Raw genomic sequence first — 20,630 nt, 5'->3', positions numbered from 1 at the left:
GATGCCTAGCCCACGTAGAGCAATCCCTGCGGATCGATCTCCGGCTTGCGGCCGGCAACTATGTCGGCAAGGAACTTTCCCGAGCCGCAGGCCATGGTCCAGCCGAGATGGCCGTGGCCGGTGTCGAGGTAGAGATTGTCGTACCGCGCCCGGCCGATGACCGGCACGGAGTTCGGCATCATCGGGCGAAGTCCAGCCCAGAGCTCGGCCTTGCTCTCGTCGAAAGCCCCGGGGAACAAGTCTTTGCCGGTGTTCAGGATCGAGTTGAAATCGCGTGGCTTGAACGTGCGGTCGAAACCGGTGAACTCCGCCGTCGAGGACATCCGCAGCCGGTTTCCCAGCCTGGAATAGCCGATCAGCCGGTCCTCGTCGGCGCCGCCCATGATCGGCCCCTTGCTTTCATCTTCCAGCGGAACAGTCACGGTATAGCCCTTCACCGGATAGAGGGGCAGATCGATGCCGTAGCGGCGGCCGAGCAGACCGCTCTCCGGCCCCATGGAAATGACCACCGCGTCACCGGCCACCGGGCCGGCCGAGGTCATCACGGCGCGCACGCGGCCGCCGTCGATGTCGAGGCCTTCGACCGTGGTGCCGTAGAGGAATTGGACCCCGAGTTTCTCGGCGGCATAGGCAGCGAGGCGCTGCGTGAATTGGCTGGAGTCGCCGGTCTGGTCGATCGGCGAATAGACGCCGCCGGCAATCTTGTCCTTGGCGCCGGCGAGGCCCGGCTCGAGCTCGACCAGCCGGTCGCGGCCGACGATCTCGATCGGCAGGCCGTGTTCGCCGAGATAGCGGTAATTGTCGGTGCCGGTATCAAAGCTCTGCTGCGAGCGGAAGAAATACAGAATGCCCTTCTTGCGCTCGTCATAGTGGATGCCGGTCTCGGCGGAGACGGCGTTGATGCAGTCGCGCGAATAAAGCGCCAGACGCAGCTTGACATCGGTGTTGGCGCGCATGCGCTTATGCGTGCACTGGCGCAGGAAGCGCAGGCTCCAGGCGAAAAAATACGGATCGAAGCGCAGCCGCACCTTGATGCCGAGATCGTGGTTGTAGAGGCCGCGCAGGAACGTCTTCAGCGCGGCTGGCGAGGCCCAAGCGGTGGCGTCTCCGGGCGACACCAGGCCGGCATTCGACCGGCTGGTGCCGCGTGCTGCCGCCGGATGGCGCTCGATCACCGTCACCTCATGGCCGTCGCTGGCCAGATAATAGGCCGCCGCCGTACCGACGACGCCGGCCCCAAATACCAGGATTTTCATTCCGCCCCCAGCGCGCCGAACCAACCTTTGCGGAGAGCCCGCTTCACCCCAGAGCCGAATTCTTGCTGGTCAGGATGCGCTCCCAGGCAAGCGCATCGGCAACGATCTGGTCGAGGTTGTCGCGCTGCGGGGTCCAGCCGAGCTCGCCACGCGCCAGCTCCGAATTGGCGACCACCGCGGCGGCGTCACCGGCGCGGCGATGGCCCATCCGCACGTCGAAATCATGGCCGAAGACGCGGCGGACGCTGTCGATGACCTCGAGCACCGAATAGCCGTGGCTGTAGCCACAATTGGCGACCAGGTTCGATCCGCCGGCACGCAGCCGCTGAAGCGCCAGCCGATGCGCCGCCGCCAGGTCGCTGACGTGGATATAGTCGCGCATGCAGGTGCCGTCCGGCGTCGGATAGTCGGTGCCGAACACCTGCATGAAGGAGCGCTTGCCGAGCGCCGTCTCGCAGGCGACCTTGATCAGATGCGTGGCACCGGGCGTCGACTGGCCGGTGCGGCCCTTCGGATCGGCGCCGGCGACGTTGAAATAGCGCAGCGCCGTATAGCGCAACCCATGGGCAATCGCCGCGTCGCGCAGCATCCATTCGCTCATCAGCTTGGACAGGCCATAGGGCGATTCCGGCGCAAGCCGGGCATCCTCGCGTACCGGCTCCAGGCCGGCGCCGCCATAGACGGCGGCGGTCGAGGAAAAGATGAAATTGGGCACGCCTTCGCGCACCGCGGTCTCGATCAAGGTGCGCGTCTTGCAGGTGTTGTTCTCGTAATAGGCAAGCGGGTCGGCGACCGATTCGGGAACCACGATCGAGCCGGCGAAATGGATGATCGCGTCGACCTTATTGTCGCGGATGATCGAGGCAACCAGTTCCCTGTCGGCGACGTCGCCGACGACGAGCTTTGCTTCCGGAGCCACTGCCCATTCAAAGCCGGTGGAAAGCCGGTCGAGGACGACGACGCTGTCACCCGTGTCCAGCAATTCCCAGACCATATGGCTACCGATATAGCCGGCCCCGCCTGTCACCAAAACCGTCATCCGCATCCTCGCTATTCATGATTTGTCGGAACTGTCTCAATCGTCGCCTTACTGGAAAACCTGCCGCCGAGCCATTAGAACCTGCGGTAACCGGTCTCATCGGCGCGTGGCATTGTCCTGAAACAAGATTGATCCACATCAAGGGAATAGGCCACGTTCCGTGGTCGTTAGGAACAGGCTCGGGGCGTGGCATTTTGACCAAAAAGGCCAAGTGGACGACGAATGGGCCAATGACTATGATCGCGCGCAAAATTGGGAAGGCGACATGAACTACCAGCGGTTTTTCGAGGAAGCGATCGACCAGCTCCATGCGGAGCGTCGCTACCGCGTCTTCGCCGACCTTGAGCGTATCGTCGGGAAATTCCCGCGCGCCATCTGGCGCGCCAATGGCCGCGCCGAGGAAATCACCGTCTGGTGCTCCAACGATTATCTCGGCATGGGCCAGCATCCCGACGTCATTGCCGCGTTCCAGAAGGCGGCAGGCAAGATGGGGTCGGGTGCCGGCGGCACCCGCAACATCTCCGGCACCAGCAACCCGCTGGTCGAGCTCGAACTGGAGCTTGCCGACCTGCACGACAAGGAAGCGGCACTGGTTTTTACCTCCGGCTTCGTTTCAAACGAGGCGTCGATCTCGACCATTGCAAAGCTGCTTCCCAATTGCCTGATCATCTCGGACGAACTCAACCACGCTTCGATGATCGAGGGCGTGCGGCGCTCGGGCGCCGAGAAGAAGATCTTCCGCCATAATGACGTGGCACATCTCGAAAGCCTGCTGCAGACGGCTGGCCGCGAGCGCGCCAAGCTGATCGTCTTCGAGAGCGTCTATTCGATGGACGGCGACATCGCGCCGATCAAGCAGATCGTCGAACTCGCCGAGCGTTACAACGCCATGACCTACATCGACGAGGTCCACGCCGTCGGCATGTACGGGCCGCGCGGCGGCGGCATCACCGAGCGCGAAGGGCTGGCCGACCGCATCGACATCATCGAGGGCACGCTGGCCAAGGCGTTCGGCACGCTTGGCGGCTACATCGCCGGCAACACTGCGGTGATCGACGCGGTGCGTTCCTATGCGCCGGGCTTCATCTTCACCACGGCGTTGCCGCCAGCGATCGCTGCAGCGGCAACCACCTCGATCCGCCATCTCAAGCGTTCGCAGGCCGAGCGCGACGCGCAGCTGCGTCAGGCGACACGGACCAAGCAAGTGCTGGCCGCAGCCGGCCTGCCGGTGATGGAATCGCCTACCCACATCGTGCCGCTTCTGGTCGGCGATCCCGAGCTCTGCAAGATGGCCAGCGACCGCTTGCTCGGTGTGCACGGCATCTATATCCAGCCGATCAACTACCCGACAGTGCCGCGCGGCACCGAGCGGCTGCGCATCACGCCTACACCGTTCCATTCGGACGCGCTGATTGCCTCCCTGCAGGACGCGCTGGTCGAGACATGGGACGCGTTGGGGATTCCCTACGGTTCGGCCGGCCGGCCTTCAGTAGCCAAGAGCGACCGCGTCATTCCGTTGCTGGTGCCGAAGTCGGGCGGGTGAAGCCCGTTTGAAACTCTACTCAGGCTTTGAGGCAGCTCACACACTCGTCATCCATTTCGCCAGCCGGTGCGCGGCTTCTTCGAGCTGGTCGAGGCGGCGGTGGAAGCACAGCCTGAGGAAGGCTTCGCCGCCGGGGCCGAAGGCGGTGCCGGGGGCCAGGCCGACATTGGCGCGGTCGACCATGTCGAAGGCGGCGGCGCGGGAATCGGTGACGCCGTCGACCGCGAAGAACAGATAGAATGCGCCCTGCGGCACGGTGAAGCGCGCCCGGCCGGTTTCGGCAAGAATACCGCAGACCAGGTCGCGCGCCGCCCTCGCCCGCTCCACCTGCTCGACGATGAAGGCATCGCCCTCATCCAGCGCAACGACGGCCCCGCGCTGCATGAACTGGGCAACGCCGGAAGTCGAATACTGGACCAGGTTTTCGAACACCTGCTGCAAGGTGGGATGGATCTTGATCCAGCCGATGCGCCAGCCGGTCATCGCCCAGTTCTTGGAAAAAGAATTGACGAACAGAATGCGGTCCTCATCGGCCATGATGTCGATGAACGACGGCGCGCGGCCGTGGCCGTAATGAAACAGCGAGTAGATCTCGTCGGCGATAATCCACAGACCCCTTTGGCGGGCAAGATCGAGGATCGCCTGCAACGTTTCCTTGTCGGCAGTCCAGCCGGTCGGGTTGGACGGCGTGTTGACGAACAGCGCCTTGGTCCGTGGCGTGATCGCCGCTGCGATCTTGTCGACATCGCAGGACCAGCCATTGCCCGACTGATCGAGCGTCACCGCGACTGGCACGGCGCCGGCTACCCCGGCGGCGGCGGCGAAGTTCGGCCATGCCGGCGACAGGTAGACGAGTTCGTCGCCCTTGCCGGCCACCGCGTCGATGGCCAGCTGGATGGCATGCATGCCGGAGCCGGTGACGATGAATTCTTCGTTGGCGAAAGTCTTGCCGAAATGCCTGGTGTAGTAGCGGGCGAGCGCCTGCCTGAGTTCGGGAATGCCTCTCTGCCAGGTATAGAAGGTTTCGCCGCCGGCGAGTGCCTTGGCGGCGGCATCGGTGATGAAGGCGGGCGTCGGCAGGTCACCCTCGCCGGCCCAGAGCGGGATCATGCCGTCGCGGCCGCGGCCACGGTTCATGACGGCGACAATGCCGCTTTCAGGCGCCGCCCGAGCCTCGGCGCGCAAGGTATCGATCAAGGTCATGGATAGGTCCGTTTTCGTTTGCTCGACTGCTAGCGTGTTTCAGGGCGGGCGAAAACAGAAAACCCCGGCCGCAAGCGACCAGGGTTTTGGTCCAGAGAGGTTCTCGCAAGTGCTATTTTCTGGCGAGGAGATCGCGAATTTCGGTGAGCAGCGCGACGTCGGCTGGCGGCGGAGCGGCCGGGGCAGCCGGTTTTTCGCGCTCCAGCCGCTGGCGCAGATTGTTCACCGCTTTGATCATCAGGAAGATGATGAAAGCGAGGATAAGGAAGTTCAGCGCCACGGTGATGAAGCTGCCATAGGCGAAGACAGCGCCCTGTTTCTTCGCATCGGCCAGTGAGGTTGCATTCACCGCGGAAGACAGGGGTATGAAGTAGTTGTTGAAGTCCAGTCCTCCGAAGATCGCGCCAACAATAGGCATGATGATGTCGTCGACCAGCGAGGTGACGATCTTGCCGAAGGCAGCGCCAATGATGACGGCGACGGCCAGGTCCATCACATTGCCCCTGGAAATGAATTCCTGAAACTCTTTCAGCATTCGACTCCTCCTTGTCCTGACCGGCCGTTCTGCCGTCCGCTCCTCGGCATTGACCGGCCAGCAGAATAGCAAAAACCTGCGGTTGCAACAGGAGCAAAAGCTGGTTTCAGCCGGTCACGATTGCCTGACGCAGCCGCTATAATACGCCGAAAGCCGCGATGGACTCGATCGCCAAGCTGTGATTGCGTCAGCAAGGCCGGATGAAAAGCCGGCGCAGGGAGGAAGTTCGAGGCGTGCAGGGCTGGTTCATCGTCATCATCGCGATTGCCTATGTGACGTTGCTGTTTGCCATCGCCAGCCTGGGCGACCGGCGCTCGACTTCATCCGGCCCCGGCCGCGCCCGGCCCTTCATCTATGCGCTCAGCCTTGCCATCTACTGCACCTCCTGGACCTTCTTCGGCTCGGTCGGGCTGTCCTCCGAGCGCGGCCTCGAGTTCCTCGGCATCTATATCGGACCGGTGCTGGTGTTTGTGTTCGGCTTTCCGCTGCTGCAGCGCATCGTCAGGCTGGCCAAGACCGAGAAGATCACCTCGATCGCCGACTTTCTCGGCGCCCGCTACGGCAAGAGTTTTGCTGTCGCGGCGATCGCCACACTGATCGCGACCATCGGGGCGGTGCCCTATATGGCGCTGCAATTGAAGGCAATCTCCGGCTCGGTCAGCCTGATGGTCGAACACTATACCGGCGCGCCGCCCTCCTTCGATCCGTTCGTCAGCGACATCTCACTGGTCGTGGCCATGCTGCTGGCGCTGTTCGCGGTGCTGTTCGGCACGCGCCATGCCGACGCCACCGAACACCAGGACGGGCTGGTGCTGGCTGTGGCAGTCGAAACGGTGGTCAAGCTCGCCGCCTTCCTGGCGATCGGCCTGATGGTCACGTTCTTGATCTTCGGCGGGCCGGGCGACATGTTCGACCGGCTCGCCGAAAACACGCAGGTGCGCCAGGCGATGGGCTACAACACCTCCCTCGCTACCTGGCTGGTGCTGACATGCCTGAGCGGCTTTGCCATCCTCATGTTGCCGCGCCAGTTCTACGTCACCATCGTCGAAAACCGCAGCGAGGCCGAGCTGCGCACCGCGACATGGGTGTTTCCGCTCTATCTGGTGGCGATCAACCTGTTCGTGCTGCCGATCGCGCTGGCCGGCCTGGAACTGGTCGGCACGAGAACCAGCAGCGACCTCTATGTGCTGTCACTGCCGCTGTTCAGCGGCCACGACGTGCTGGCCATGGCCGCCTTCATCGGCGGCCTGTCGGCGGCGACCGCAATGGTGATCGTCGAGAGCGTCGCGCTGTCGATCATGATCTCCAACGATCTGGTCATTCCTCTGTTCGTGAGGCGATTGCTGCGGACCACGACCTCCGAGAACGAGGACTGGTCGACGCTCATCTTGAATGTGCGGCGGGCGGCGATCTTCATCATGCTGTTTATCGCCTTCCTCTACTACCGCGAGAGCACCAACAACGCGCGTCTGTCCTCGATCGGCCTGATGTCATTCGCCGCGATCGCGCAGTTCGCGCCGGCAATGATCGGCGGCCTGGTCTGGCGCGGCGCCAACGGCCGGGGTGCCGCACTCGGCATGGTCGCCGGCATCGTCGTCTGGAGCTACACGCTGCTGCTTCCCTCGCTCGTCGCGCCCGATACCGGCATCCTCGTCCACGGCCTGTTCGGCTTAGATGCGTTGCGGCCGCAAGCTCTTTTCGGCACCGTCGCCGAGCCGCTGAACCATGGCGTGCTGTGGAGCCTGTCGATCAACACGCTGTTTTTTGTGTTCGGCTCGCTGTCGCGGGCGTCGGTGCCGCTGGAGCGCATCCAGGCGTCGATCTTCGTGCCGCGCGAGGCGGGGCCGCTGCCGAGCCTGCGCCGCTTCCGCACCACCATCACCGTCAACGACCTCAAGGACACGATCGCGCGCTATCTCGGTGTCGAACGCACCGAGCGGTCATTCCAGTCATTCGAAAAGAGCAGCGGCACTTCACTGCACGGCAACGAGCAGGCCAGCATGGATGTCATCCGTTTCTCCGAGCAGCTTCTGGCCAGCGCCGTCGGCTCGTCCTCGGCGCGGCTGATCCTGTCGCTGCTGCTGCGCCGCAACGACCGCGAATCCAAGGACGCCTTCCGCCTGCTCGACGACGCCACCGAGGCGCTGCAGCACAATCGCGACCTGCTGCAGATCGCGCTCGACCAGATGGAACAGGGCATCACTGTCTTCGACCGGGATTTCCGGTTGATCTGCTGGAACCGCCAGTACCGGGCGCTGTTCGACCTGCCCGACGAGATGGGCCAGGTCGGCGTCTCACTCGATCGTATCCTGCGCCACCTTGCCGAGCGCGGCGATATACCGGCAGATCAACGCGTTACCATGCTGAACCGCCTGACCAGCTTCGTCAGCCCCTGGCAGATGGAGCTGAAGACCAGCGGGCGCATTCTCGAATTGCGCTCCAACCCGATGCCGGACGGCGGCATCGTCGCCACCTACGCCGACATTTCCGGACGCGTCGAGCAGGATCTGGCGCTTAAGCGCGCCAACGAATCCCTGGAACAGCGGGTGAAGAGCCGCACCGCCGAGCTCACCCGCGTCAACGAGGAGCTGGCGCAGGCGCAGATGCTGGCCGAGGAGGCCAATCTCGGCAAGACCCGCTTCCTCGCTGCCGCCGGCCACGACATCTTGCAGCCGTTGAACGCCGCCCGCCTGTATTGCTCGTCGCTGATCGAGAAGACCGGCAAGGGGCCTGCCGGCAAGGCGGCGATGAACATCGAATCGTCGCTGGAATCGGTCGAGACCATCCTCGGCGCGGTGCTCGACATTTCGCGCCTCGATGCCGGCGCGATGAAGCCGGACGATACGACCTTCGGCCTCGACGGGCTGCTGCGCCAGATCGGCAACGACTTCCGGCCGCTTGCCGCCGAAAAGAAGCTCGAGCTCTCGATCATGCCGTCGTCGCTCAGCGTGATGACGGACCGCAATTTGCTGCGCCGCCTGATCCAGAACCTGGTCTCCAACGCCATCAAGTATACGCGCCGTGGCCGTATCCTGGTCGGCGTGCGGCGGCGCGGCGAACTGGCCGAGATCCAGGTGATCGACACCGGCATCGGCATTGCCGGCGACAAGCTGAACACCGTGTTTCGCGAATTCACCCGGCTGGACGAGGGCGCGCGCGAGGCGGAAGGCCTTGGCCTTGGGCTCTCCATTGTCGACCGCATCGCCCGCGTCCTGCGCCTCGAAATCCGGATCTTCTCCAACCCCGGCAAGGGCACACGCTTTTCCGTGCTGCTCCCTGCGGCGGCCGTGCAGGCGCCGCGACGCGAGGCCGAGGCGAAGCCGCCTGCCCGTGCCGCGGCCTCGCTTGCCGGGCTCAATGTGCTCTGCATCGACAATGACGGCCGCATCCTCGACGGCATGCGGCTCCTGCTCGAGGGCTGGGGCTGCAGCGTCGACACGCTATCCGGCGCGGAGGAGCTCGACAGGTCCGGCATGCATCGGCCGGACATCGTGCTTGCCGACTATCATCTCGACAACAGGACCGGCCTCGAATTGATCGCCCAGTTGCGTGCGATCCATGGCGAGGACCTGCCGGCCGTGCTGGTCACCGCCGACCGTTCCAGCGAGGTTCGCGCCGCCGCCGGCAGGCTCGACGTGCCGGTGATCAGCAAACCGCTGAAACCGGCGATGCTGCGCTCGATGATGGCCAGGGTCAGGCCGCTGGCGCCGGCGGCCGAATAGGGATCAGCCGGCCGTCTGCAGCGGGTCGCTGCCTATTTTGGACAAAAGGATGACTGCCTGGGTGCGGCTGTCGACGCCGAGCTTCTGCAGGATGGCCGAGACATGCGCTTTGATCGTCGCTTCGGAGACCCCGAGCTCATAGGCGATCTGCTTGTTGAGCAGTCCCTCAGCCAGCATGCCGAGCACGCGCGTCTGCTGTGGGGTCAGCGCCTGCAGCCGCTTGATCAGGTCGGAAATCTCGGGATCGCGCTCGACGCCGAGATCGACCCCGGCGGGCGCCGCGATATCACCTGCGAGCACCGACTGCACCGCATTGCGGATCTCCTCCATGCTGGCCGATTTGGAGATGAAGCCGGAGGCGCCGAGATCGAGCGCGCGCCGGATCGTCACCGGATCGTCATGCGCCGAGACCACCATCATTGGCACCGCCGGATGGATGCCGCGCAACGAAATCAGGCCGGAAAGACCGCTTGCCCCCGGCATCGAGAGATCGAGCAGCACCAGATCGACATCCTCATTGGCCAGGACCAGCGCCTTGGCGCTTTCGAAGTCGCCGGCCTCGTGAATGGCGGCAACGTCTCCGATGCCCGCGAGTGCCTCCCTCAATGCCCCGCGAAAAAGCGGATGATCGTCGACAATGACGAATGTGTAGCCCAACGGTGATATCCCTCCCCCAATCCCGTTGGCGATTTTCCGCCTTGCAGGATCTGAACGATCATAACGCTACGCCTGCTGTTCGGCGTGGCCGGCTTGCTGTTCCCGCCCCAGGTCTTGTTGCGAATTGCCTAGGTCTTTTGCGAATTGGGCTTGGCGCCGTCTTCGTCCTTGTCCATGTCCTTGACGATGTCCATGAAGCTACGCAGGAAGCGCTCCATGTAGCCCATCGTCTTGTTGAAATCCTCCTCGCTGGGCAAAGTCGATTCGAAACGCGCGGCAAGCGAATTTTCGAGCTTGGCGACACGTTCGTCGAGCGCCTTCACCGAATTTTGCAGCCGGTCGACCTCATCCTGGAAGGCGGCACGTTCGTCGGCCGCCGTCTTGCAGACAAGCTGACCGGAGCGCTCCTCGCAGAGCGACATGGCGCCGGTTTGCGTATCCATGCGGACATAGCCATTGGCCGATTTTTCCAGCCGGTAGCGATCGGCTTCCTCGGAAAAGGCCGACGCCGTTATAAGCGAGACCAGTGCTGCGGGGATCAAGACGTGTTTCAGACGCATGTTTTCCTCCATGAGCCATCCAGCGCAATCTATCACAGTTTGCGCCTGAAATGGGGACGAACCTGAAATGGGGAAGAACACGGGCCTGCCCTTCCCCGCGTGGTCGGTTCGGACTATAGCGCAACCATGTCCGAGATCATCTACAAGATAGTTCCCGAGGCGCTGTGGCGCGAGGCCGAAAGGGAAGGCCGCTTCACCGGCGCGCCGATCGACGTCGCCGACGGTTTCATCCATTTTTCCACCGCCGGGCAGGTTCGGGAAACGGCGGCCAAACATTTCGCCGGCCAGGGCGGGTTGCTGCTGGTCGCCGTCGACGGCGCGCACCTTGGCAATGCGCTGAAATATGAGGTCTCGCGCGGCGGCGCCTTGTTCCCGCATCTCTACGACGCGCTCGGCCTCGATGCGGTCGTTTCGGTGCGGGCATTGCCGCTCGGCGCCGACGGGCAGCATGAATTCCCGGCGCTGGAGGCCGAATGAGCGCGCTCGGCCGGATCGGCCAGAAACTGCTGTTCACGCTCGATCCGGAAACCGCGCATGGACTGTCGATCGCCGCGCTGAGATGCGGGCTGCCGGTCGCCGGTCGTCCGCCGCAGGACAACAGGCTAAAGGTCAACCTTTGCGGACTCGATTTCCCGAACCCGCTCGGCATGGCGGCGGGTTACGACAAGAATGCCGAAGTGCCGGACGCGCTGCTCGGCCTCGGCTTCGGCTTCGCCGAGGTCGGCACGATCACGCCGCTGCCGCAGGGCGGCAATCCGAAGCCGCGCGTTTTCCGGCTGCCTTCGGACGGGGCGGTGATCAATCGGCTGGGCTTCAACAATGAGGGCCACGAGGCCGCGGAAAAGCGCCTTGCCGCCCGCATGGGCCGTGCCGGCATCGTCGGCGTCAACATCGGCGCCAACAAGGACAGCACTGACCGCGTCAGTGACTATGAACGCGGCGTGGTCCGGTTTGCGCGATATGCCAGTTATCTGGCAATCAACATCTCCTCGCCGAACACGCCGGGCCTGCGCAACATGCAGGCACGCGAACAACTTGGCGAACTTCTGTCGCGTGTCATGGCCGCGCGTGAGGCAGCATCCGCGAGACCACCCGTCTTCCTCAAGATCGCACCGGACCTGGTCGAGGCCGAGTTGGAGGACATCGCCGCCGAGCTCACCGAGAAGCAGATTGACGGCCTCATCGTCTCCAACACCACGATCGCGCGATCCGGCCTGCGCAGCGCCGGCCTTGCCAGCGAGGCTGGCGGGCTTTCGGGGAAACCCTTGTTCGAGCGCTCGACCATCGTCCTGGCAAGGATGCGAAAACTGCTTGGCCCGGATCCCACTATCCTTGGCGTCGGCGGCGTTGATTCCGCCGAGACGGCCCTGGAAAAGATCCGCGCCGGCGCCGATCTCGTGCAGCTCTATACCGGCATGATCTATGCTGGGCCCGCGCTGCCGGGGCGCATTCTTTCCGGCATGGCCCGTTTCATGGACAGTCAAGGGCTGAAGTCGCTGCGCGAGCTTCGCGACAGCCGCCTCGATCAATGGGCGGTGAAACCGCTTTAGCGATCAGTTAAAGGCGGTGCGCACCCGCAGCCGCAATATGGCGAGCAGGCTGAAGCCGCGTACCAGCAGGAAGACATGCAACGCCGCCCACAATCCGTGATTGCCGAAGGCCGGCACCAGAATCAGCAGGGCGGCGCTAAACGACAGGAACGACACCAGCATCATGTTGCGCATGTCGCGCGACCATGTTGCGCCGATGAAGACACCGTCCATCTCGAAAGCCAGCACGCCGCTGAGCGCGGTGAACGCCGCCCATGGCAAGTAGATGTCGGCAATGGCGCGAACGTCCGTCGAGGTCGTGATCAGGGCGACGAGATCGGTGCCCTCCAGCAGGAAGAAGAGCGTCGCCGCGCCCGCCAGACCGAGCCCCCAAAGCAGCGTCAGCCGCACCGCCTGGTTAAAGGCGGTGGCGGCGCGCGCTCCAATGGCGCGGCCGGCGAGCTGCTCGGCGGCAGTGGCGAAACCATCGAGGAAATAGCCGGCAACCAGGAAGAGGTTCATCAGCACGGCGTTGGCGGCCAGCGTCAGCGTGCCGAACTGCGCGCCTTGACGCGTGAACAGCGCAAAGGCGGCGAGCAGCGAAAAGGAGCGGATCATGATATCGCGATTGAGCGACATCATGCGCAGGAATGCCGGCAAGTCGAGGACGCGGTGGCGCGGCAGCGTGGGCGCTGCCCAAAAGCGCCGGCCGACAATGGTAAGACCAAGCAGCATGGCGACGAATTCGCCGGTGACCGTTGCCCAGGCAACGCCGGCAACGCCCCAGCCGAGCTCCAGCCCAAGCAGGAAGCAGAGAGCGATATTGATGCCGTTCAGTATCAATTGCAGCATCAGCCCGAGCCCGCCCTCGCCGCGCCCAAGCACGTAGCCAAGGATGGTGTAATTGATCAGCGAGAACGGCGCTGCGAGCATCCTGATGCGGATATAGACGTCCATCGCCGCGCTGACGCGCGGTTCGGCGCCGATGAACCATTGCCCGGCGGCGGAAACCAGCGGCGCAAGCGCGGCAAGCACGACGCCGGCGACGACCGCGATCAGCACGGCGCGCCAGAACACCGCCTGCTCCTCCAGCGCATCGCCGCGCCCGAAGGCCTGGGCGACGAGGCCGGTGGTGCCGGAGCGCAGGAAGTTGAAGGTGGTGAAAACGACGTCGAAGATCAGGGCGCCGGCCGCCAGGCCGCCGAGAAGGGCGGCATCGCCGAACTGCCCAACCACCGCCGTGTCGACGATTCCGAGCAACGGCGTCGTCAGATAGGCGAGCGTCATCGGCACGGCGATGGCGAGCACCGAGCGGTTGGTGACGACGAAGGCCCTGGCTTCGGTGGCGTGGGCTTCGGTGGGTAAAGCCTGCTCCAAACGCGTGTTGCTTCCTGTTGCGGCTTGATCGGCTGGCCGATGTGCCCCAATTTGGGGACCTCGCGCAACCATCCACCCCGCTATGGTCAACCGAAACCCGCCTCTGGCGCACCGCCCGTCCCATGCCCTTGCAGATCGTTCATCATCCCGACTACGACGCCGGCTTCGCGGTCAACCACCGCTTCCCGATGAGCAAATATCCGCTGCTGATGGATGCCTTGCGGGCGCGCGGCCTGGCGCAGCCCAAAGCGCTCAACATGCCGGAGGCGGCGCGGCCATCATGGCTGAAGCTTGCCCACGCGGCAGACTATGTCGACCAGGTGCTTGCCTGCGAAGTGCCGGTGAGGATCGAGCGCGAGATCGGTTTCCCCATTGGACAGCGGGTTTCGCTGAGGGCGCAGCTCGCAACGGCCGGCACGGTGCTGGCGGCGCGGCTGGCCTTGCTGACCGGCACCGCCTGCAACACCGCCGGCGGCAGCCATCATGCGCGGCGCGCGCACGGCGCCGGCTTCTGCACCTTCAATGACGTAGCCGTTGCCGCGCTGGTGCTGCTTGCCGAAGCTGCTGCCCAAAACATCCTGGTCGTCGACCTCGACGTGCATCAGGGCGACGGCACGGCCGACATCCTGGGCGACGAGCCGCGCGTGTTCACCTTCTCCATGCATGGCGACCGCAACTACCCCGCGCGCAAGATCGCCTCCGATCTGGACATCGCCCTGCCCGACGGCGCCGGCGATGCAGCCTATCTGGAGCGGCTGAACGCCATCCTGCCGGAGCTGTCGGCGCGAAGGCGCTGGGATCTCGTCTTCTACAATGCCGGCGTCGATGTCCATGTCGAGGACCGGCTCGGCAGGTTGTCGCTCACGGATGACGGGCTGCGCGCCCGTGACGATATGGTGATCCGCCATTTCCGCACGCTCGATATCCCGGTGTGCGGGGTCATCGGCGGCGGCTATTCGGCGGATGTCGCAGCACTCGCCGCACGCCACGCCATCCTGTTCGAGCTGGCTGCGGAATACGCCTGAAATTCACTTCCTGAAATTGGCGATCCTGAGCAGGATGAAGGCCGGCACGACGATTGCAGCACCGAGCAGGATGTAGCCGAGGAAACGGTCGATGGCGTGGAAGCCCAAGTTCCACAGGTCGATGAAGAATTTGCGGATGCCGTAAAGCACGTCCATCGGCGACCAGCCGAAGGCATTCATGACCAAGCCGACGAGGAACGACACCACAAGCAGCTTAAGGATCACCCGGAGCGGCGTATCGCCGAGAAAGCGGTTCAGTGCGGACAAGGCCTGTCTCCACAGTCGGGTGCCGCGATTCGGGCACATGCCCAGAAATACGCAGTTGACAGCCCTGCATCAAGCCGAGCCCTCAAACCGGGATTGCGCATCGGCGCCGGGCCATGATATCGGAGGAACCAGCGCGGGTATGATGTAATGGTAGCTTGTCAGCTTCCCAAGCTGAACGCGCGGGTTCGATTCCCGCTACCCGCTCCAGCTTTTGCCCCAGTGCATTGCACTTGTTTTGGCCAATCTGAAAACCAGCGGATTTATAGGCAGTTTTTTGCAACCCGGCTGGCCGCCTTTCATCTGTTTGGCCGATGTACCGGTTCCTGGAATATTTCACATTGAGGGTCGGCGGGGCCTCGAATGACCCCAACCGGAATGTCTACCCTTTGCCCGCTGGCTTCTGCTGGCGGGCTTTTTTGAGCATCCTCGCTATTGCCAACGTGCACCGGCGCCGCTCGGGGCCACGGAATGCGCCCCGCTATTCGCTCCAAGCCTCAGCCCACCTCTCGCAAAATGAAATCGTGCAGCATCTTGGCTGCCGGCGACAGCGCGCGGTTCTTCACCGTGATCAGGCTGTAGGGTCTGACCTCGATGTCGAACTCGGTCTGGACAACATCGATGGCGCCGGCCAGGCCTTCCGGGTTCTGGATGAACTTCGCGACCTGGATCGAAACCGGCGCGATGGCGTCGGATTGCGCGACCATGACCAGAGTCAATAGCAGCGAGCTGGTATTGAGGATGCGGTCCGGCAACGCGATATTTCGGTTCAGAAAGTTGCTCTCCATCGCCTGGCGCAGCGGCGAGCCGCCCGACTGGAAAACCCAGTCATAGGCGGCGGTGTCTTCCAGCCGCACCACCTTGCCCTTGGTCAGCGGGTGGCCGCGGCGCACGATCAGGCAGGCCTTCTCGACGCCGATGACGCGGGCTTCGAACAGCCGCGGATTGAGGTCGTCGGGGATGCGGGCGATGATGAAATCGTGGCGCGAGGCGATCAGCTCGCGCGCCAACACGTTCGAGGTCTCGACCTGCATGGTGATTTCGATGCGCGGATAGAGGCGCCGGATCTCGCGGATCGCCGGTACCGCCAGCTCGATCGCCGGTGCTGTTACCGCTCCCAGGAACACCGAGCCGCCCTTGCCCGCCTTGAGCTCGAAAATCTCACGGTCGACCTCGCGCATCTCGAGCAGGATCGATCGCGCGCGCCGTGCCAACGCCTTGCCATAGGGCGTCAGCGTGATGCCGCGCGGCAGCCTTTCGCAGAGCTTGACATCGAGCACGGCCTCCATCTCGGCGATCATGCGCGAGGCCGCCGGCTGCGAGATGTTCATGACCTGGGCCGCGGCGCTCACCCGGCCGTGCTCGTCGAGGGCTGCGATCATGCGCATGTGACGCAGGCTCAAGCCGCTGCGCAGCAAGGTTCCGCCATCGCCCGGGATTTCATCGTAACCGGCTGATATTCCGCCAGGATTTCGCAGCGCCGCCATGATTTTTCCCTACTCGCACGCCCGGCGCCCCGGCAAAATCCGGCAGCGTCCTCACTAGCCTAAGCCATATCAGTCTCGATATAGCAACCATCAAAGATCGCATTTGACAGTTATGGCAAAGCGACACACCCTTCGCGCGTCCTGACACTTGACGATCGGCGACGAGAGAAAACTCGTATCGATTGAACCCAGAGTTTCGGGGCCGATTGGGAGGATACCGGAGATCGATTGACGGCAGCGGCGCCTTTGGCGCTCCTGCACGATTGCGCGGCCCACGAAACCCAAGGGTACGCGTCCATCAACCAGGGAGAGTTAATGTGAAGATTATCAAGACACTGGCCGCCGTCGCGGCCCTAGGCATCGCGGCTATGACGCTGCCGGCGCAGGCGGGCGAAGGCCTGGTCGGCGTGCTGATGCCCACCAAGACCTCGCAGCGCTGGATCAACGATGGCGACGCCGTCAAGTCCCAGCTCGAGGCTCTGGGCTACACTGTCGACCTGCAATACGCGCAGGACGACATTCCGAACCAGCTCAGCCAGCTGGAAAACGAAATCACCAAGGGCCCGAAGGCGCTGATCATCGCTTCGATCGACGGCACCACGATGGGCGATGCGCTGCAGAAGGCGAATGACGCAGGCGTCGTCGTCGTCGCTTACGACCGCCTGATCAAGAAGACGCCAAATGTCGATTACTACACCACCTTCGACAATTTCGGCGTCGGCGTCATCCAGGCAAAATCGCTGCTCAAGGGCCTCGGCTATCCCGAGAAGAAGGGTCCGTTCAACATCGAGCTGTTCGGCGGTTCGCCGGACGACAACAATGCGTTCTTCTTCTATAACGGCGCCATGTCGGTTCTTCAGCCGCTGATCGACGACAAGACCCTCGTCGTGAAGTCCGGCCAGATGGGCATGGACAAGGTCGGCACGCTGCGCTGGCTGGCGGCAACCGCCCAGGCCCGCATGGACAATCTGCTCTCCGCCAACTACTCGGACGGCAGCCGCGTCGATGGCGTGCTCTCGCCCTATGACGGCCTGTCGCGCGGCATCATCGCTTCGCTGCGTGCCGTAGGCTACGGCACTGCCGATCAGCCATGGCCGATCGTCACCGGACAGGACGCCGAGACCGCTTCGGTCAAGGCGATCATTGCCGGCGAACAGTATTCGACCGTGTTCAAGGACACCCGCGAACTCGCCAAGGCGACGGTCGAACTCGTCGACAAGGTGCTCTCGGGCGGCAAGCCGGAAGGCCTCGACACCACGACCTACAACAACGACGTCAAGGTCGTTCCCTCGATCCTGTTGACGCCGCATGACGTCGACAAGTCGAACTACCAGGCGCTGGTGGTCGACTCCGGCTACATCAAGGCCGAAGAACTGAAGTAATCGCGGTTACAAAGCCTGGGGTCCTGCGCAGGCAGGGCCCCTTTTCGTTGGCGAGCCAGCCCGGTATTGTTTGCGGACCTCGCAGGAGTGGTATTCTCAATGGCATCGACGATTTTGGAGATGCGCGACATCACCAAGACGTTTCCAGGCGTCAAGGCGCTGTCGAACGTCAAGCTCATGGTCGAGGAAGGCGAGATCCATGCCGTGGTCGGCGAGAACGGCGCCGGCAAGTCGACGCTGATGAAGGTGCTGTCGGGTGTGTATCCGTCCGGCACCTATGACGGCCAGATCATCTATCGCGGCGATGAGTGCCATTTTAAAGGCATCCATGACAGCGAGCGCAAGGGCATCGTCATCATCCACCAGGAGCTTGCGCTGGTGCCGATGCTGTCTATCGCCGAAAACATATTTCTCGGCAACGAGCAGGCCAGATACGGCGTCATCGACTGGAATGCCAACGAGACGCGCACCAGCGCCCTGCTCAAGAAGGTCGGCCTCAAGGAAGACCCCAACACGCTGATCACCAATATCGGCGTCGGCAAGCAGCAGCTGGTCGAGATCGCCAAGGCGCTCAGCAAGGAAGTGAAGCTGCTCATTCTGGACGAGCCGACGGCGAGCCTGTCCGAAAAGGACAGCCAGGCGCTGCTCGATCTGCTGCTCGAATTCAAGCGGCAGGGCATCACTTCGATCCTGATCTCCCACAAGCTCAACGAGGTGAACCGGGTCGCCGACAAGGTCACGATCATCCGTGACGGCCGGACCATCGAGACGTTGGCCAAGAAGGACATCTCGGAGGACCGCATCATCACGTCGATGGTCGGCCGTTCGCTCGACGACCGCTACCCGCCGCGAGAGCCGAAGATCGGTGAGACCGTTCTCGAAGTGAAAAACTGGTCGGTCTACCATCCCATCCATGCCGAGCGGCAGGTCATCAAGGGCATCAACCTCAACGCCCGCAAGGGCGAGGTGGTCGGCATTGCCGGGCTGATGGGCGCCGGCCGGACCGAGTTTGCCATGAGCCTGTTCGGCCGGTCCTATGGCCGTCGCATCACGGGCGAGGTGTTCCTTAACGGCAAGCCGATCGATGTCTCTTCGGTGAGCAAGGCGGTGGAACACGGCATCGCCTATGTTACGGAGGACCGCAAGACCTACGGTCTCAACTTGATCGACCATATCAAGCATAACATCACGCTGGCCAACCTGCCCGGCGTCTCGCGCCATGGCGTGATCGAGGATTTGCGCGAGCTTTCCGTCGCCAACGATTATCGCGGCAGGACCAATATCCGCGCCTCAAGCGTCTACCAGATGACCGGCAACCTTTCTGGCGGCAATCAGCAGAAGGTGGTGCTGTCGAAATGGCTGTTCGCCAATCCGGAAGTGCTGATCCTCGACGAGCCGACACGCGGTATCGATGTCGGCGCCAAATATGAAATCTATACGATCATCGCGCGTCTCGCCTCCGAGGGTAAGGCAATCATCGTCATCTCGTCGGAAATGCCCGAACTGCTCGGCATCACCGACCGCATCTACGTCATGAACGAAGGACGCATCGTCGGCGAAATGGCGGCGAGCGACGCCAGCCAGGAAAAGATCATGCGCGCCATCGTCCGTGGAGAAGGGAAAGCATCATGAGCACCGAAAGCGCTCCCGGGCCGCAAACCGGCGTCGCCCAGGATATACAACAGGCACCTCGCATTGCCGTCTCGGCGCTGGTCACCAATCTGCGCGAATACGGGTTGGTGCTGGCGTTGATCGCAATCATGGTGTTCTTCCAGTTCACCACGTCCGGAACGCTGTTCAAGCCGGTGAACCTCAGCAATCTCGTGCAGCAGAACAGCTTCATCATCGTGATGGCGCTGGGCATGCTTCTGGTGATCGTTTCGGGCCATATCGATCTCAGCGTCGGCTCAGTCGCCGGCTTCATCGGCGCACTGGCGGCGATGATGATGGTCATCTGGCCGCTTGGCCCATTGAGCAATCCGCTGGTGGTGTCGATCATCTGCCTGATCGTCGGTGGTGCGATCGGCGCGGCACAAGGCTACTGGATTGCCTATCACCGAATACCGAGCTTTATCGTCACGCTGGCGGGCATGCTGATCTTCCGCGGCATCTGCCAGGCGCTGCTCGGTGGCGGGTCTTCCGTGGGGCCGCTTCCAGTCGGCTTCAAGGCGCTCAGTTCCGGCTTCATTCCGGACCTGATCGGCCCATTGACACTGATACCGCCAACCGTGAACGCCGCCGGCAAAACCATTGTCGGCAGCGGCCTCACGCTGCACCTGACGACGATCGTGATCGGCCTCGTCGCCGTGCTCGCCTATGCCTATTTCGGGCTCAGGGCACGGCGCACCCGCGAGAAGCATGGCTACGAAGCCGAGCCCTTCTCGCTGTTCGTCGTCAAGACCCTGGTGATCAGCGCGCTGGCGCTGTTTCTCGTTTACCAATTCGCCACCTATAGGGGCCTCCCCATCGTTCTCATGGTGATGGGTGTGCTGATCGCGTTGTTCGTCTTCGTTACCAAACGCATGACGATCGGCCGCCGCATCTATGCGATGGGCGGCAATGCCAAGGCAGCCCAGCTATCGGGCATCAAGACCGAACGGCTGACGTTGATGGTGTTCATCAATATGGGCGTGCTGTCGGCACTCGGCGGCCTGATTATCGCAGCGCGCCTGGGGCAGGCTGTGCCGGCGGCCGGCCTCGGCAGCGAGCTCGACGTCATCGCCGCGGTGTTCATCGGTGGCGCTTCGGCGATGGGCGGCGTCGGCCAGGTCATCGGCGCGGTGGTCGGCGGCTTCATCATGGGCGTCATGAACAACGGCATGTCGATCATGGGCGTCAATGTCGACTGGCAGCAGGTGGTCAAAGGCCTGGTGCTGCTCGGCGCCGTCGTCTTCGACGTCTACAACAAGAACAAGGCTTGAGAGGCAACCAGGAGGCATACGGGTCACATCGCGGCGCTGCCGGGCGGCGCAAAGAAGTCCCTCGAGGGACCTGATCCGCGAGCGCAATCCGGACGAAGAATTTCAATCGAGGCGCGGACAACGGTCCGAG

17 protein-coding genes and 1 tRNA gene are annotated in these 20,630 nt (G+C 63.3%); 9 read left to right on the top strand and 9 right to left on the bottom strand.

Features of this window, described 5'->3' with window-relative positions; genetic code table 11:
- Positions 1-5: 5 nt before the first annotated feature.
- Together NKH42_RS09070 and galE are read right to left on the bottom strand one after the other, a co-directional pair.
- Positions 6-1,256: a D-amino acid dehydrogenase gene (locus NKH42_RS09070; RefSeq protein WP_352974044.1), complete on the bottom strand. Its 1,251-nt coding sequence runs from the start codon at positions 1,254-1,256 to the stop codon at positions 6-8.
- 43 nt (positions 1,257-1,299) lie between these two features.
- Positions 1,300-2,295: a UDP-glucose 4-epimerase GalE gene (galE, locus tag NKH42_RS09065; RefSeq protein ID WP_352754469.1), complete on the bottom strand. Its 996-nt coding sequence runs from the start codon at positions 2,293-2,295 to the stop codon at positions 1,300-1,302.
- A gap of 265 nt (positions 2,296-2,560) precedes the next feature.
- On the opposite strand from galE, the gene hemA reads away from it, so the two are divergent.
- Positions 2,561-3,838 carry a 5-aminolevulinate synthase gene (gene hemA / locus NKH42_RS09060; RefSeq protein ID WP_254816350.1) on the top strand — a complete coding sequence of 426 codons (1,278 nt, stop codon included), beginning with the start codon at positions 2,561-2,563 and terminating at the stop codon, positions 3,836-3,838.
- A gap of 36 nt (positions 3,839-3,874) precedes the next feature.
- On the opposite strand, the gene NKH42_RS09055 is transcribed toward hemA, so the two are convergent.
- Both NKH42_RS09055 and mscL read right to left on the bottom strand, forming a co-directional pair.
- Complete coding sequence (locus NKH42_RS09055; protein WP_352506201.1) at positions 3,875-5,041, bottom strand: pyridoxal phosphate-dependent aminotransferase; 1,167 nt, start codon at positions 5,039-5,041, stop codon at positions 3,875-3,877.
- Between the two features lie 112 nt (positions 5,042-5,153).
- Positions 5,154-5,576 carry a large conductance mechanosensitive channel protein MscL gene (gene mscL, locus NKH42_RS09050; RefSeq protein WP_352506200.1) on the bottom strand — a complete coding sequence of 141 codons (423 nt, stop codon included), beginning with the start codon at positions 5,574-5,576 and terminating at the stop codon, positions 5,154-5,156.
- Positions 5,577-5,809: 233 nt separating this feature from the next.
- Between mscL and NKH42_RS09045 the strand changes: the two genes are divergently transcribed.
- Positions 5,810-9,298 carry a PAS domain-containing hybrid sensor histidine kinase/response regulator gene (locus tag NKH42_RS09045; RefSeq protein ID WP_352506233.1) on the top strand — a complete coding sequence of 1,163 codons (3,489 nt, stop codon included), beginning with the start codon at positions 5,810-5,812 and terminating at the stop codon, positions 9,296-9,298.
- 3 nt (positions 9,299-9,301) lie between these two features.
- Here NKH42_RS09045 and NKH42_RS09040 read toward each other — a convergent pair whose 3' ends face one another.
- Entirely contained in the window at positions 9,302-9,964 is a 663-nt protein-coding gene (locus NKH42_RS09040; protein WP_502896127.1) for a response regulator transcription factor, read from the bottom strand.
- Positions 9,965-10,083: 119 nt separating this feature from the next.
- The gene (locus NKH42_RS09035; protein ID WP_352506198.1) at positions 10,084-10,515 is read right to left on the bottom strand and encodes a hypothetical protein; all 432 of its coding nucleotides are present in this window, start codon (positions 10,513-10,515) and stop codon (positions 10,084-10,086) included.
- Positions 10,516-10,641: 126 nt separating this feature from the next.
- Here NKH42_RS09035 and NKH42_RS09030 point away from each other — a divergent pair, with 126 nt between their 5' ends.
- The gene (locus NKH42_RS09030; protein ID WP_352506197.1) at positions 10,642-10,992 is read left to right on the top strand and encodes a DUF952 domain-containing protein; all 351 of its coding nucleotides are present in this window, start codon (positions 10,642-10,644) and stop codon (positions 10,990-10,992) included.
- A complete protein-coding gene (locus NKH42_RS09025) occupies positions 10,989-12,065 on the top strand; it encodes a quinone-dependent dihydroorotate dehydrogenase (RefSeq protein ID WP_352974042.1) in 1,077 nt (358 codons plus the stop codon). Before NKH42_RS09030 ends, NKH42_RS09025 begins: the two co-directional genes overlap by 4 nt.
- A gap of 3 nt (positions 12,066-12,068) precedes the next feature.
- Here the strand turns inward: NKH42_RS09025 and NKH42_RS09020 are convergent, their stop codons facing one another.
- The gene (locus NKH42_RS09020) at positions 12,069-13,493 is read right to left on the bottom strand and encodes an MATE family efflux transporter (RefSeq protein WP_352506232.1); all 1,425 of its coding nucleotides are present in this window, start codon (positions 13,491-13,493) and stop codon (positions 12,069-12,071) included.
- Positions 13,494-13,543: 50 nt separating this feature from the next.
- On the opposite strand from NKH42_RS09020, the gene NKH42_RS09015 reads away from it, so the two are divergent.
- Complete coding sequence (locus NKH42_RS09015; protein ID WP_352686741.1) at positions 13,544-14,446, top strand: histone deacetylase family protein; 903 nt, start codon at positions 13,544-13,546, stop codon at positions 14,444-14,446.
- Positions 14,447-14,449: 3 nt separating this feature from the next.
- Here the strand turns inward: NKH42_RS09015 and NKH42_RS09010 are convergent, their stop codons facing one another.
- Positions 14,450-14,752 (bottom strand): DUF6460 domain-containing protein, encoded by a 303-nt coding sequence (locus tag NKH42_RS09010; protein WP_254816341.1) that lies wholly within the window; start codon positions 14,750-14,752, stop codon positions 14,450-14,452.
- A 94-nt stretch (positions 14,753-14,846) separates the two neighbouring features.
- Between NKH42_RS09010 and NKH42_RS09005 the strand changes: the two genes are divergently transcribed.
- Positions 14,847-14,920, top strand: a tRNA-Gly gene (locus NKH42_RS09005).
- Positions 14,921-15,207: 287 nt separating this feature from the next.
- Here NKH42_RS09005 and NKH42_RS09000 read toward each other — a convergent pair.
- Positions 15,208-16,197: a LysR family transcriptional regulator gene (locus NKH42_RS09000; RefSeq protein ID WP_352475919.1), complete on the bottom strand. Its 990-nt coding sequence runs from the start codon at positions 16,195-16,197 to the stop codon at positions 15,208-15,210.
- 317 nt (positions 16,198-16,514) lie between these two features.
- Between NKH42_RS09000 and chvE the strand changes: the two genes are divergently transcribed.
- The 3 genes from chvE to mmsB all read left to right on the top strand — a co-directional run bounded on the left by chvE (position 16,515) and on the right by mmsB (position 20,500).
- Positions 16,515-17,579 (top strand): multiple monosaccharide ABC transporter substrate-binding protein, encoded by a 1,065-nt coding sequence (gene chvE, locus NKH42_RS08995; RefSeq protein ID WP_023719486.1) that lies wholly within the window; start codon positions 16,515-16,517, stop codon positions 17,577-17,579.
- Between the two features lie 99 nt (positions 17,580-17,678).
- Positions 17,679-19,211 carry a multiple monosaccharide ABC transporter ATP-binding protein gene (gene mmsA, locus NKH42_RS08990; RefSeq protein ID WP_352506194.1) on the top strand — a complete coding sequence of 511 codons (1,533 nt, stop codon included), beginning with the start codon at positions 17,679-17,681 and terminating at the stop codon, positions 19,209-19,211.
- On the top strand, positions 19,208-20,500 hold the full coding sequence (gene mmsB, locus NKH42_RS08985; RefSeq protein WP_352506193.1) for a multiple monosaccharide ABC transporter permease: 1,293 nt from the start codon (positions 19,208-19,210) through the stop codon (positions 20,498-20,500). The genes mmsA and mmsB overlap by 4 nt, the downstream gene beginning before the upstream one ends.
- Positions 20,501-20,630: the final 130 nt, after the last annotated feature.

Source organism: Mesorhizobium sp. M1142, assembly GCF_040318565.1.
GTDB lineage: Bacteria > Pseudomonadota > Alphaproteobacteria > Rhizobiales > Rhizobiaceae > Mesorhizobium.
This window is presented reverse-complemented; position numbering and strand designations above follow the sequence as displayed.